General features: G+C 41.2%; 8 protein-coding genes. 2 read left to right on the forward strand and 6 right to left on the reverse strand.

All coding sequences use genetic code 11. From position 1 onward, the window contains the following. Window positions 1-61: 61 nt before the first annotated feature. The 5 genes from J2Z32_RS19010 to uvrB form a co-directional block, all read right to left on the reverse strand. On the reverse strand, window positions 62-235 hold the full coding sequence (locus J2Z32_RS19010; protein WP_245251616.1) for a hypothetical protein: 174 nt from the start codon (window positions 233-235) through the stop codon (window positions 62-64). A 375-nt stretch (window positions 236-610) separates the two neighbouring features. Then, window positions 611-4,018 (reverse strand): DEAD/DEAH box helicase, encoded by a 3,408-nt coding sequence (locus J2Z32_RS19015; protein WP_210090776.1) that lies wholly within the window; start codon window positions 4,016-4,018, stop codon window positions 611-613. A 21-nt stretch (window positions 4,019-4,039) separates the two neighbouring features. Beyond that, window positions 4,040-6,547, reverse strand: a complete 2,508-nt coding sequence (locus J2Z32_RS19020) for a U32 family peptidase (protein WP_210090777.1) — start codon at window positions 6,545-6,547, stop codon at window positions 4,040-4,042. Window positions 6,548-7,317: 770 nt separating this feature from the next. Continuing rightward, window positions 7,318-10,191 (reverse strand): excinuclease ABC subunit UvrA, encoded by a 2,874-nt coding sequence (gene uvrA, locus J2Z32_RS19025; protein ID WP_210090778.1) that lies wholly within the window; start codon window positions 10,189-10,191, stop codon window positions 7,318-7,320. An 18-nt stretch (window positions 10,192-10,209) separates the two neighbouring features. Further along, window positions 10,210-12,204 (reverse strand): excinuclease ABC subunit UvrB, encoded by a 1,995-nt coding sequence (gene uvrB, locus J2Z32_RS19030; protein ID WP_210090779.1) that lies wholly within the window; start codon window positions 12,202-12,204, stop codon window positions 10,210-10,212. 202 nt (window positions 12,205-12,406) lie between these two features. On the opposite strand from uvrB, the gene J2Z32_RS19035 reads away from it, so the two are divergent. Together J2Z32_RS19035 and J2Z32_RS19040 are read left to right on the forward strand one after the other, a co-directional pair. Continuing rightward, window positions 12,407-13,198, forward strand: a complete 792-nt coding sequence (locus J2Z32_RS19035; RefSeq protein WP_210090780.1) for a flagellar motor protein — start codon at window positions 12,407-12,409, stop codon at window positions 13,196-13,198. After that, on the forward strand, window positions 13,195-14,025 hold the full coding sequence (locus J2Z32_RS19040; protein WP_210090781.1) for a flagellar motor protein MotB: 831 nt from the start codon (window positions 13,195-13,197) through the stop codon (window positions 14,023-14,025). The genes J2Z32_RS19035 and J2Z32_RS19040 overlap by 4 nt, the downstream gene beginning before the upstream one ends. 104 nt (window positions 14,026-14,129) lie before the next feature. Here J2Z32_RS19040 and J2Z32_RS19045 read toward each other — a convergent pair whose 3' ends face one another. Then, window positions 14,130-15,521: a PDZ domain-containing protein gene (locus J2Z32_RS19045; protein ID WP_210090782.1), complete on the reverse strand. Its 1,392-nt coding sequence runs from the start codon at window positions 15,519-15,521 to the stop codon at window positions 14,130-14,132. Window positions 15,522-15,565 lie beyond the last annotated feature (44 nt).

Consider the following 15,565-nt stretch of genomic DNA (forward strand, 5'->3'; position numbering starts at 1 on the left):
TAATTGAAAATGAAAACATGATCTTAGAATTATTTTTTTGAGTAGTTTATGTTAGTGTAAATTAAAAGATCCAGAGCTTACGTAAAAATGATTTTTCAGACTCGATGGATTCCGCCTTTCTTGCTCCAGGTTCTGGTGTGTGTAGAAAACGCTCTGTGCCATATTCCAGCTTGTAGTACTCTTCGTATCCCTCGATCTCTAAATTTTGATGAACACGTGACACCAATGATTCCATTTCGAGGAAACCTTCCAACATGATAGACACTCCCCTAAAACCATTTTTGGTTACGCTTTCATTATAGCATATAAACAAAATTTTTTAAAGCGATAAATAATAGTTATGTGTGTGATAAAAGGAAAATTATTGGTTGCAAACTTTCCATGCTAGAGGCTACGGTCCAGAGGGTGATTTCAACCGCTGTTAAGGTCCCATTTCTTTTGAATATGTATGAAAACAGTTAGAAATGTGACCTTAAAGGCGGCCGCTACCGCTTTTCCATCATCCCTCTGCCCCTTCGCTCAGGGTAGAATTTGCAACCACTAATTTTAAAATTTTTATCGCAAACATAAAGTTGCTCCAATAAATCAAATAATTAAAAACAAAGCCTACTTAGATCATAAGTAGGCTTCGGACATCCTCTTCAGTTAAGGTTGTCATTGTACTGTAAGAATCCATTGAGTCCATAAAATCCATAGACTCAGCAGAGACAACCTCGTTCATCAATGTACGCTTTCGCTCCTGTAAGGCTAATATTTTCTCTTCAACCGTTCCTTTTGTAACTAGGCGAATCACTTGCACAACCTGTTTTTGTCCCATGCGATGTGCACGACCAGCTGCTTGCTCCTCCACGGCAGGGTTCCACCATAAATCGTATAGGATTACCGTATCTGCTCCTGTAAGATTTAGGCCTGTGCCTCCAGCCTTCAGAGAGATTAGAAATATTGAACGTTCTCCTTCATTAAAACGGTGACATAAGGAAATACGCTCCTTGGATGGTGTGGACCCATCTAAATAAAAATGTTCTATTTCTTGTTGCTCTAGCGCATTGCCTATAATCTGCAGCATCGATGTGAACTGTGAAAATATAAGTATTCGTTTTCCGCTAGCACAAGCCTCTTCTACAAGTTCAAGTAGCTGTTCTAGCTTAGATGAGCCACCCTCATAATTATCCATAAACAGTGAGGGGTGACAGCAGATTTGCCGTAATCTCGTAATGCCAGCTAAAATTTTTATACGGTGCGCTTGAAATCCACCTTGGTTTAAATCGCTTGTTGTATCTTCTTGAAGTTTAGAAAGAAAAGCTTGGTACAGTCGCTTTTGTTCTGGATATAATTCGGTATGCATTGTAGAATCAATGCGATCCGGCAACTCCTGCAATACATCCCTTTTTAAACGGCGTAATATAAATGGAGCCACTCTTTTGCTAATCTTTTCAGAACTCAGCTCTAAAAACCGTCTCCGACTTCCTAGCAATGCTGGAAAAATAATATGAAAAATTGACCACATATCCTCAAGCTTATTTTCAATCGGCGTCCCTGTTAAAGCGAACGAACAATTTGCTGAAAGCTTACGAAGCGCTTGCGCCGTTTGTGAGCTTGCATTTTTTATCGCCTGTGCCTCATCTAAAATAAGACAATCCAGTTGAATCCCTTCATATAACTCAATATCAAGACGTAAAGTATGATAGGTTGTAATCCACACCGAAGCAGAAGCGGTCCCATCAAGTTTAATGATTGCTTCACGTTGCGCTTTATCCCCTGCAATAACCTCAACAGAAATATGTGGTGCAAATTTCCCAAATTCCTCTGCCCAATTATAAATTAGTGATGCGGGTGCAACGATCAGCGTCTTCTGAGCTGTGTTATTGGGATCGAGGTCGAAGGAACCTCCAGGGCCTCTCATAATGCCATCACTATTTTCTATACGTGACACAATAAATGCAATACTTTGCAACGTCTTACCTAGTCCCATATCATCCGCCAAAATACCACCTAGCCCATATTTGCCCAGCACACTCATAAATCGAAATCCTCGCACTTGATAGTCCCGCAATGGGTAGGTTATTGATGCTGGTGGTTGTAGGTCAAGGGTATCTGGATAGTGAAGCTGATGTAGCATATTTTGTAGGGCATCTCCAAAGGTGATAAAATTGCTTCCGTCCTCATCTGGCTTAAATTCCTGCTGAAAAATAGAAGACATTGCAACGTTTATGGAGCCACCTTGTGCTTGTTTTACACTTTCTTTACTTACACCAAGCTGATTGTACGTTTCTTGAAAGCTTTGGAACTCTGGTGACTCCAGTGATAAAAAAGCACCTTCAGGTAAGCGATAATATTTTTTCTTTTCAAGCATCGACAACACAATTTGATGTCGCTCTTCCTCCGTTAACGCTTCACATTCAAAGCTAACCTCCAGCCAATCGTGATGATTGCTGTGGTCTATTTTAAGCTTAGGTGGATGGATGGGCTTATAATACATTCGTTTTACGGCGGGTGTAGTATACACCTCTACGAAATCATGGCCGTCTCTAAGCTGTGGGACAAATTGAAACAAAATCTCATATATATGCTCATCTCGCATTGCAATCAATTCACCAGCTTCAGCTATAAAAGAGGAGGCGTGAAAGAGATCTTTAATTGTTGTCTCTGCTTCCATGTCACGTATAATAATGACGCCATCGTTCGACTCCCGCTGCTCCGATGACAGCCAAGGATCTATGCAGTAATCACCATAATGAAATTCAAGCTTCCCATGTAATCCATTTACATCCTGATCCAAAAAAAGCTTAGCAATCAGTTTGTGCGATGTGATCTGCTGGTGCACCCCAGACTGAATATCACATTCACATAACTGCTCAAGCTGAGGAATGACGTAATACATAAATGCTTCAATTTGTTCATTTGGGATCACTAGCTCTTCATTTTGCTTGTCAATCAATAGCTGGTATAATTCATAAACTAATTTCATTTGCTCAGGAGACAAAACTGTAATTCCCTCATCAGAGATAACACATTGGTATAGAGTTAATAGCTGACAGCGATCAAAGTGCTGACAACACAGTGTATATTTATTCTCGATCTCATCGTATGAAAGCACAAAAGAAACAGGGAGCTTGGTATCCCCCACTGTAAAAGGAATGATGTTTCCTTCTAGCGTTTCTATTACAGCATGCACCTTTGACTCGTTTAGTTGGCGAGCTAAATCGTTCCAGACTAGTGGAGAAATAACAAGCTGACGTTGGTTTCTTTTTTTTGAATAAGAACGAGACCATCCTGAGGAACGATCCTGAACGTCATCATAAATGACTTCACTTTGATAACATCTCAGGCACAGAGTAAGTAATTTCAAATCTTCTGGCTGAAAAAGATGAAGCTCTGGCTGATAGCTGAAATTCTTTGTAAATGGGTAGCTTTGTCCCGCCTCCAAGCAGGTTAGAAACTCACCGATATTTTGCACCACATACAGGCGATCTACACCAAGCTTAAGCTCTATGACAAGCTTTGATGTGTGACCAAAAGACTGGACTACTTTACAAATAAACATTACCTGTAGCGGTATACGTGCTTGAACATGATTAACATGGGGATGAAATGCTATTTGTTGCTCTTTGGGTTGCTCTTTGGGTTGCTCTTTCTTTGATTGAAATAAAGAGATCAGACTGCTTGCGACAATCTGATCCCCTTGATATGAAGTCTGTACATTCCAATTGCTACGTAACGTCGTTTTGCCTTGATATAGCTTATGAATCGTAATTAACACTGCCGCAACATGCTTGCAATAGCCATAATAGGACGCTGCCGCAGGACAGCTACACATCGCTTGGACGCCACCACTTTGCAAAATAGAGGCCTGCACGGTATATACCTTGCTTCCTGTCCCCGCAACCGTCCCTTCAAATTGCCCTTGTCCATGGTGCGTTAAGGCAGTGACACGTCCCTCTTGCACATACTTTTCCCCACGTTGATATGAAGTTTTCCCACACCATGCCTTCATTTCATTAACAGTAAAAGGGACCATAATTTAAACGTATGCACTCCTTTATTTGATAAGCTGTCCACGTGTTACACCAAGCTGGTTTGTCGCCTTTAGTTTTTTCCACACTTGTGTTCCGCTGATTTCGCCACGCATCGCTTTACTATATAAATCAATAACCTCATGCACCTGCTGTGGTGTTTCCTCCAAAAATTCAATTCGGTAGTTCGCCACACCTAGCTCCATAAAGTTTTTTAAATACTCTGCTCCTGATTGCTCAATCGCATTATAAACGGTATTGCGACAGCCCTCATCAACACGAACTGGATGTGACATCCCAATACGATCCTGTAAGGAAACGGAATGCTCCTCACAAGGTCTACCGCAGTTCGTGAAGTCTGTCCCTTCACTTAAAAAAGTACAATATACACAATGTTCGGTATGGAACATCGGCAAATGCTGATGAATGACAACCTCCATCGCATCCGTCTGACTTTGATCTAATAAATCCACCATTTGTTGAATGTTAAGGTCATAGGATGGCGTTACGATGTCACAACCACTGTCCAAAAATAACTCCACCGTTTTGTGATTGGCAATATTCAAAGAGAAATCACCAATAATTTGTGGATGGAATTCATCTGGTTTTTCCTGACGATGACGCAGGTAAAAATACAACGCGCCTGTATTACGTACTAATACTGCATCAGGCTTCAGTCGTAAAATGTTGTTATGGTAACCATTTTCGCCTGGCATATGAATACGTGGTGTCACTAACGCAATCTTTTTGCCAGCGGCACGCACTGCTTCGACAGCAGCAGGGAATTGCTTAATAAATTCAAAATCAGCATAGATAAACTCAATTCCTGCCTCTAATGCCGCTTCTACCTGTGGTAAGCTACGACATAGCGCCGTAAGTCTTGCTTCTCCATATGAAACCTTCTTTTGTGTTACAGCAGGTGAGGCCAAAGGATTAGCATCTGCATGTCGAACATATACAGGAGGTTTAGGTCTTTCCCCTTCTAACAGCTCAACCGCACGTCTACGAATGCTATTTAGCTCACGCATTGGCACGATCACATCACCAAGAAGGTCAACCTCTAGCTTTTCAAGCTGGAATATCGTCCCACCTAGTCTTCCGAACTGATCCTCTAATAATGCCGCATCCATCGGACGTTTTTGGGCAATATCAAGCTCAAGCTCAGAATTAACCTGTACCGTCACATTTTTTTCTACGTCTGTCCATACGGTCTCAAGTAATCCGCCTGCACGGCCAGTCACTTTCACATGCACAGGGAAAACACGATAAGGCTTGTCCGTCTCATACGTCTGGCGAAGACGTTTATCGAGCGCAGGATCATTTGTTTTCCATATCCGGTCACCCACATGAACCTTTCTTAAATCAATGTCATTACGTCCTGGTACGATGTCTACAATCCATTGTTCAGCAGCTTCGCCCTCTAGCTTCACACCTTTGCGGCGAAGATCGTAAATCCGTCCACCTTCTTCTTTTTGCGTCGGATCGCCCGCATCAAATACAATACCATCTCCACGCTTCACGGGTGCTTCTAGCTTACAAACCACGCCGTCACGCAAAATTTTCTCTACGACACCAAGATAGACACCACGGCTTTTAGGGAAAGTCCCTTCGACAAGCTTTTTGTTGTTAGTCCCATCTAAAAAACCATGGGTAAAGCCACGCGAAAAGCTTTGCTGTAGCTCACGAATTTCTTCTCTAGAAGGACGCTCGTGATTTCCGTCAAAATATAAATCAATTGCCTTGCGATATTTACTAACGACGTTAGCTACATATTCAGGGCTTTTTAGTCTACCTTCAATTTTAAAGGAAGTCACACCAGCTTCGATCAGTTCAGGCATAATATCGATCGCCGCAAGGTCTTTAGGGGACAATAAATACGCAACATCTCCCATCGGCTTTTGCACGCCATCCACCATAAGATCGTAAGGCAAACGACAAGCTTGTGCGCATTCCCCACGGTTGGCAGAACGTCCGCCCCACATTTCAGATGTCAAGCATTGACCAGAGTAGGACACACACAATGCGCCATGAACAAACACTTCCATTGGAAGCTTCGCTTGTTCCCCAATTTTCTGAATTTGTTTCAGGTTATTTTCACGACCAAGCACTACCCGTTCCATTCCCCAAGGCTTTGTAAATTCCACTGCCTCTGGTGAAGTAATAGTCATTTGCGTAGAGCCATGAATCGGGAAGTCGGGCGAAATTTCTCGAATCATTTTCACAAGACCTAAATCCTGCACAATTACCGCATCCACACCTGCATCAATACATATATCAATCAAATGTTTAGCGTCAGCTAACTCATCTTCAAATACTAAAATATTAAAGGTCAAGAAACCTTTTACGCCATAGCTATGCAAATAGCTCATAACCTCAGGTAGATCGTCCATTCTAAAATTGTTCGCACGCGCACGTGCATTAAACTTTTCTACTCCAAAAAAAATGGCATCTGCACCATTTGCCACAGCCGCCTTCATACAATCCCAATCACCTGCTGGGGCTAACAATTCCACATCTTGTCTACGTAATTCCATAGATCCTCCCTTGGCTTTATAAAAATTTCAATATTTATATATACAAAATTTATATAAACGACAGACATTAATATAAATGACAGCATATTAGTTTTAACTTATTAAGTGTAGCAGACATTATGTTTAGACTCTAGTGCTATAATTTGTTTGGGATGTAAATTTTAATTAGTGGTTGACAATGTTGGGGATGGAAGCTGCGGTGCAGGGAGTGGTTTCAACCGCTGTTAAGGTCTCATTTTCTGTTATTAGGTGTGATTAGTGTTGAAAATGTGACCTTAAAGGCGGCCGCTATCGCTTTTCCACCATCTCCCTGCCCCTCCGCTACTGTGGGTTGATTGTCAACCACTAATTAAATAATATACGCCCCAATATAGGGGGCTGATTATTTAAAACCAACAAGAACAATTACTTTTCTTGTTCTTCCTTAAGGGGGGATGGCGCTTTTACACTATCCCCTTCCCTCTGCTAGGTTGCCGTGATTGTCAACCACTAATTAAATAATATGCGCCCCAATATAGGGGGCTGATTATTTAAAGCCAACAAGAACAATTCATTTCTTGTTCTTTCTTAAGGGGGGATGGCGCTTTTACACCATCTTCCTGCTCCTTCGCTACTTGGAGCTGATTGTCAACCGCAATTAAATAATTTTGCCCCCAATATGGCGGGGCTCATTATTTTTATAAAGATCACAGACCCACAAATAACCTACCATAAATGCTATGATAGGTTATTTCGTAGTGGGATATTAATTTACCAACAAATCTAAGAACTTAAATGACTTGTGCGCTTTCCATCTCTTCGAGCTCTGCAGTGCGCTTTTTGTCTCGCTCCAAGATCGGGCCAAGGTAACGTCCAGTGTAGGAGGTATCCACCTTCACGATTTGTTCAGGGGTACCTGTTGCGATAATGGTTCCGCCTCCACTTCCACCTTCTGGGCCTAAGTCGATGACGTAGTCGGCGGTTTTGATGACATCGAGGTTATGCTCGATGACAAGTACGGTTTCGCCTGAATCTACAAGTCGGTGTAACACTTTAAGTAAACGATCGATGTCATGCACATGTAAACCTGTTGTTGGCTCATCAAGAATGTAAATCGTTTTGCCTGTGCTACGGCGGTATAATTCAGATGCTAGCTTCACACGTTGTGCTTCTCCACCTGACAAGGTTGTTGCAGGTTGTCCTAATTTGATATACCCTAAACCAACATCTAACAACGTTTCAAGCTTACGATGGATTTTAGGGATGTTTTTGAAAAATTCTACCGCATCCTCAACGTTCATTTCTAGCACATCTGCAATGCTTTTGTTTTTATATTTAACTTCAAGTGTTTCACGATTGTAGCGTTTGCCACCACAAACCTCACAAGGGACATATACGTCTGGCAAAAAGTGCATCTCGATTTTGAGTATACCGTCACCACGGCAAGCCTCACATCGACCACCCTTGATGTTAAAGCTGAAGCGACCTTTTTTATAGCCACGAATTTTTGCCTCATTGCTTTGTGAGAACAAATCACGAATGTCATCAAAAACACCTGTATACGTAGCAGGGTTAGAACGAGGTGTACGTCCGATTGGAGATTGATCGATATCAACGACCTTCTCTACATGCTCAAGTCCCTTCATTTCACGATATTGACCTGGACGTACTCTTGCTCTATTTAAATCTCTAGCTAATGTTTTATACAAAATCTCGTTCACTAACGTAGATTTCCCTGAACCGGATACCCCTGTCACAGCAGTAAATACACCAATCGGGAATTTCACATTAATATTTTTAAGATTATTTTCCTTTGCACCCTTCACTTCGATCCAGCGCTCATCTGTAGCACGACGTTGATCCGTGACAGGAATAAACTTGCGACCACTTAAATATTGTCCTGTTAAAGAATTGGCATCTGCCATGACCTCTTCTGGTGTACCTTGAGAAACAACATTTCCACCATGAATCCCTGCACCTGGCCCAATATCAATAATATAATCAGAGGCAAGCATCGTATCTTCGTCATGCTCTACAACAATTAATGTGTTCCCGATGTCACGCATATGTGCCAACGTATCGATTAATCGATCATTATCACGTTGGTGTAGACCAATACTTGGTTCGTCCAAAATGTACAAGACGCCCATTAAGCTAGATCCAATTTGTGTGGCAAGGCGAATCCGCTGTGCTTCTCCACCAGACAATGTGCCTGCTGCACGGCTCATCGTTAAATAGTTCAATCCAACATTAACTAGGAAGCCAAGGCGACTATTAATTTCTTTTAAGATCATATGAGCAATCGCTTGTTCCTTCTCCGTAATGTCCAGTTCATTAAAGAACTGCAACGCTTCACCGATGGATAGGGAGGTAACATAGGCTATATTTTTTTCTTGAATCGTTACAGCTAAAATTTCTTTTTTCAAGCGATGACCTTTACATGTGCCACATGGCTTAGAGCTCATAAATTGCTCAATAAACTCCTTGATCCCATCGGAAGCCGTTTCACGGTATCTACGCTCTAAATTTGGAATGATCCCTTCAAAAGGAATGTGTGCTTCTCTTGAGCCACCAAAGTCACTTTCAAAACGGAAATGAACCTTTACATCCCCTGTACCATGTAAAATTTTGTCCATCTGCTCTTTAGTTAATTGAGAGACAGGAACATCTGTCGGAATATCGAAATGCTGACACACTGCCTTCAAAAACTGAGGATAATAGTTGGACGTACTGCCTGCCCATGCTGCAAATGCTCCGTCATTAATGCTTTTCTCTTGATCAGGAACTAGCAGATCAGGGTCTATAATCATTTTCAGACCAAGCCCATCACATTCAGGACAAGCACCAAATGGACTATTAAAGGAAAACATACGTGGAGATAGCTCATCCATACTAAATCCACAGGTTGGACAAGCGTGCTTCGCACTAAAACGTAGCTCTTCTTGACCAATAATATCGATTAAAATTTGACCTTCAGACATGCGTAATGCCGTTTCAATCGAATCAGCTAAACGAGTTCGCACATCTTCTTTTACGATAATACGGTCAACAATAACTTCAATAGAGTGCTTTTTATTTTTATCTAATTGAATACTTTCAGACAGGTCACGTTGCTCGCCATCCACACGCACACGTACAAACCCTTGCTTAGAAATTTCATGGAATAGACTTTTATGCTCACCTTTTTTGCCCGAAATGACTGGAGCTAAAATTTGCAATCTTGTCTTCTCAGGATAAGACATAATGCGATCAACCATCTGTTGTACCGTTTGAGCCGAAATTTCGATACCATGCTCAGGACAATGAGGGTGACCAATTCGAGCAAATAACAACCGCAAATAGTCATATATTTCAGTCACAGTCCCTACCGTTGAACGTGGGTTACGACTTGTTGTTTTTTGATCAATTGAAATGGCAGGAGATAAGCCTTCGATGGAGTCAACGTCGGGCTTTTCCATTTGTCCTAAAAATTGACGTGCATACGCAGACAACGATTCGACATAACGGCGTTGACCTTCCGCATAAATCGTATCAAACGCTAGTGATGATTTTCCTGAGCCACTAAGCCCAGTTAAAACTACAAATTTGTCGCGTGGAATCGTGATGTCGATATTTTTCAAGTTGTTTGCTCTTGCACCTTTAATAATAATGTTGTCAATTGCCACAAATGTTCATCCCCTTCATTATTCCGCCTTCAGCTCTAAGATCGCATCACGCAGCTCAGCTGCACGTTCAAACTGAAGGTTTTTAGCCGCTTCCTTCATTTCTACCTCTAGACGCCCAATCATCGCTTGACGATCACGCTTAGACATTTTAGCCGTAGTTGCACCTGCAAGATAATCAGATTTGCTTTCCGCCACTTTAGTTGCCTCAATGACATCACGAATCTTTTTACGAATTGTTTGTGGTGTAATCCCATGTTTTTCATTATAAGCAATTTGAATTGTACGACGCCGCTCTGTTTCTTTAATTGCCTTATCCATTGAGTCAGTAATATGATCGCCATACATCACTACACGGCCATCTGAATTACGAGCCGCACGTCCAATCGTTTGAATAAGGGAACGTTCTGAACGAAGGAAGCCTTCTTTATCGGCATCTAAGATAGCAACTAAGGATACCTCTGGTAAATCAAGCCCTTCTCTCAGCAGGTTAATTCCGATTAGAACATGGAACGTACCTAGACGCAGATCACGTAATATGCTCATCCGCTCTAATGTTTTTATATCAGAGTGCAAATATCGCACTTTAATGCCAACCTCTTTTAAATAATCTGTTAAATCTTCTGACATTTTTTTCGTTAAGGTGGTAACGAGCACCCGCTCATCACGCTCAATCCGCGCTCTAATCTCCGTAATAAGATCATCAATTTGTCCTTTAGTTGGTCTCACTTCAATGATCGGATCTAGCAAACCAGTTGGACGAATAATCTGTTGCACCATCGTATTGCAATGCTCTAGCTCATATGGACCCGGTGTTGCTGAGACATAAATAAGCTGATCCGCTTTTCCTTCAAATTCCTCAAAACGAAGTGGGCGGTTATCCAGCGCCGAAGGCAAGCGGAAGCCATGATCCACCAACACATTTTTGCGCGCTTGGTCCCCATTATACATCGCACGTATTTGCGGCAAGGTTACATGGGACTCATCAATAACAATGAGCATATCATCAGGAAAATAATCCATCAGCGTATACGGGGTTGCTCCACGTTCTCGGAACGTTAATGGCCCTGAATAGTTCTCAACGCCTGAACAAAATCCTACTTCCTTCATCATTTCAATATCGTATCTTGTACGTTGCTCTAAACGCTGAGCTTCGAGTAATTTACCCTGACTACGGAATACTTCAAGCCGTTCCTCTAATTCACGTTCTATATTTACTAGCGCACGCCGCATCGTTTCCTCTTGGGTCACAAAGTGAGAAGCAGGGAAAATCGCAACATGATCTCTTTCGCCAATAATTTCGCCTGTTAACACATCAATTTCTGTAATTCGTTCAATTTCATCACCAAAAAACTCAACTCTGATCGCTTGCTCTCCTTTGGACGCTGGGAAAATCTCGATAATATCCCCTCGTACTCGGAATGTGCCGCGCACAAAATTGAGATCATTACGTTGATATTGAATATCAACTAATCGCCCTAAAATTGAATTTCTTGGACGATCCATCCCCACCCGTAAAGACAATACTAAATTACGATATTCCATCGGAGACCCTAAGCCATATATACAAGACACACTCGCTACGATGATGACATCTCTACGTTCAAAAAGAGAGCTTGTCGCGGAGTGTCGTAGCTTATCAATCTCTTCATTTACACTTGAATCCTTCTCAATATACGTATCTGATGAGGGGATATAGGCCTCTGGCTGATAATAATCATAATAACTAACAAAATAATCTACAGAGTTATTTGGAAAAAACTCTTTAAATTCGCTGGCAAGCTGTGCTGCCAATGTTTTGTTATGTGCAATCACCAACGTAGGTCGACCTAAACGAGCAATCGTATTCGCAATTGTAAACGTCTTTCCCGTTCCCGTCGCACCAAGCAACGTCTGATGCTTTTGTCCAGACAGGACACCATTTACAAGTTCATCTACAGCCGCTGGCTGGTCACCTTGTAGCTTATATTCTGACACTAATTCAAATTTATTATCGCTAAAGACAATATCACTCATTGTCCAACATCACCCTATCGTCTAAAATAAAATAATGAGCTGCTACTTGTATCTCTTGTATAACAGTTATCGGCAAAAAAACCGATATTTATTTAAAGAATGTCATTTATAAAATCAAATAAGAATACTTGTTCCCATTGATTATACCCTTTTCATCTATTAGATGCAATCGGTAAGTATTAGAATAGGAGTTGTATTATAGATGGATATATCCACATTAATTGGGATAATTATTGGCTTTGCTGCCTTGGTTGGTGGATTTTTATGGGATGGCGGACAAATTAGTGGTTTAATGCAGATCACTGCTGCTGTTATCGTTTTTGGTGGTACGATTGCTGCTATTATTATTAGCTTTCCTACAAACAGATTAAAGTTAATTCCACATGCGATTAAGATTGCCTTTACTTCACCAAAAGAGGATATTCACGAAATTATTGATGAAATTTCAGCCATGAGTTCTGTGGCGCGGCGTGAAGGCGTGCTTGCACTAGAGAAGCGAACACTTAATAGCCAGCATCAATTTTTAAGTGAAGGTATTCAGCTTGTTGTGGATGGAACGGAGCAAGGTGTACTGAAGCAAATTTTAGAATATGAAATGGACGCGACCGAAAAAAAATATGAAAGCTATGCAAAAATTTTCGAAGCCGCCGGTGGTTATGCGCCAACAATGGGGATCATCGGAACAGTAATGGGACTGATTCATGTATTAGTTAGTTTAACTGATCCTGCCGCCTTGGGCTCATCGATTGCTTTAGCATTTACAGCTACACTGTATGGTGTGGCAAGCGCCAATTTGATTTTTTTACCTATTGCTTCAAAAATCAAAACGCGTGGGGAAGACAAGCTTAACGAAATGGAAATGATTGTTGAAGGTGTCCTTTCGATTCAAAATGGCGAGCATCCTTTGTTAGTGCGTCGTAAGGTAGAATCATTTGTTGTAAACGACATAAAAACGAGCTATCCATCCCCTCGATCTGAGGAGAAGGACATATGAGTAGAACACCAAGACGACGTAAAAGGATTTCTAGTACCAACCATGAACGATGGTTGCTAACTTATGCGGATATGATTACGTTGCTTCTCATCTTTTTTGTCGTGATGTTTGCAATGAGTCGATTGGATGTTGAAAAATACCAAGCGATTACTCAATCTCTGCAATCTTCCTTTAAAAGTGGTAACTCCATTTTAGATGAAGGCTCAGGCTTGTTGGATGGTGGGAATTCACTGTCTGGCAACGCCGCTGGTGGAGGTAAAGGAGATAAGGGCAAGGGAGAAAATAATAGTACGGGTACGGTAGAAAAAGAAGAAGATGAAAATCAGCCACTTACAGCGCGTGAAATTGCTTTTAGAAAGCAAGAGGAAGAACTAAATAATCTCATGAATATGATTGAGCAATACATTAAGGAAAATAAGTTAGAGGATCAAATCTCCGTAAATGATTTACCCAAAGGAATTTCGATTACGCTAAACGATCGATTTTTGTTTGACATCGGACAAGCCAACCTCAAATCTGATTCTACGGAAACGTTAAAAAGGTTAGCAAGCCTGTTCAAGCAATTGCAGACGATGATTAGCATTGAAGGTCATACCGACAACCTACCGATTACAAGCAAATCAAAATATGCGGATAACTGGGAGCTGTCTGGTGCACGTGCTTTATCTGTATTACGTTACTTTATTGATAAAGAGGACTTGAATCCTGAGGGCTTCCAATATGCCGGATATGCTGACACACGTCCAGCAGGGGACAATAATACCTCAGCAGGCAGACAAAAAAATAGACGCGTAGAAATCACGGTGCTTAGACAATTACAGCAATAAGCTTAACAAAAGCTTAACAAAAAGAACTATTACATGTCCTAGGGGTCACGGGAATCAAGGCAATCCCCACTCCTAACAAAGTGTAATAGTTCTTTTTTAGTTTCTTACGATTGTATCGTCTTATTTGCGTGGTCTGACTGTGGCCAGTCTTCTCGAGGGTTTTCCTTCTGCTCATGTGCCTGATTTTGATTTTGATTTCTATTTTGACTTTGACTGTAACTTTGACTCCGTTTTCCTGTTAACCCCCGCTTAGTATTTAACATCTGCCAGAAGCTTAGTGATAGGCTCTTGTTCGTTAAAGCTTCCTGTGAGGTTTCATCAGGCACTAAGATCATACCTAACTGATGGTGATCGCCGTCATAAATAGCACGCTGCAAAAATTTACTTTCGCCACTATAATTTAAGACCTCTAGCTTACAAAACGCAGGGTTAACACGTAACGCAGCATGTAGATCTTCTTGTTTATTTAACCTGATGCTATTAATTTTCAATAAGGTTTCCCCTGGTAATATGCCTAGCTGATGTGCAGGGCTATCAGGCTGTACGGCAAGTATTTTCAAGCCTCTTTGAGGATGCAGGAAAAGCGGAGCTTGCTGACGTTCCTCAGATTTTCCATGCCAAACTAAGCATTCTAATAATCCGATCCCCAAAATGGATGTGAACACAGTAAACGGATTCCACCATAATGAAATAAAGCTAGATGCAATCACGATTAGCCCATAAATAAACACGCGCCGCGAAACTAACTTCACTTTATGAGACGGCAACGAACTCATGACAATTTGCGTAAACCCAATCATGACGGGTAACCCCATCAGCATATAACCATTTCCTCCTGAACCCGCTATAAAAAAAGGTGTCCAAGGTAGTCCCATTCCCTCTGAAGTAGCTGGAACCATTAACAACAACGGCATTACCCAATAAAGGTGCATTTGGTAGCCACCGATTTGACGACCACGTTTACCTTCGATATATATAGGCCCAGCTAACTTAGCTGATTGCCATTTGATCAGAAACGCCTCTACCACATACAGCAAACCTGCAAGACAAAATAATGCAGGAATATTTATATTTAAAATAGTGGCTTGTACATTATACAAGAAAGTTTGAGCCTCACTAATAGGTGTAAGCTGAAGTACAAATTGTAAGATTGCTAATATAGCTACGGAATAAATTAAAGAAATAAACCGAATCGAAAAGAGCATTAAAACAAACGAAATGATCCAAATGTAATAGATAGCTTCGATCGATAAATTAACACCAACAAACATATATACAATAGACACAGCTAGTCCACCTAGTAAACCGCCAAGCAAGTTACGCCCAGTTAACCTCCCAAGTCCCTGTAGTCGCGTATGAAACATTTTACGTTCTACCGAAATTTGTCTACGATACATCAGCACGATGAAAAGTATAGCAATATAATAAAATGGATTTAGGAGCAGTTCTCCTAATGCACCACCTATATGACTTAATGTATTTAACCATATATTCAAAAGGGAATCTCCTCCTTATTTGTGATTAGTTCATTGAAATTTAG

This window comes from Paenibacillus turicensis (assembly GCF_017873435.1).
In the GTDB taxonomy this organism is placed as follows: domain Bacteria; phylum Bacillota; class Bacilli; order Paenibacillales; family Paenibacillaceae; genus Fontibacillus; species Fontibacillus turicensis.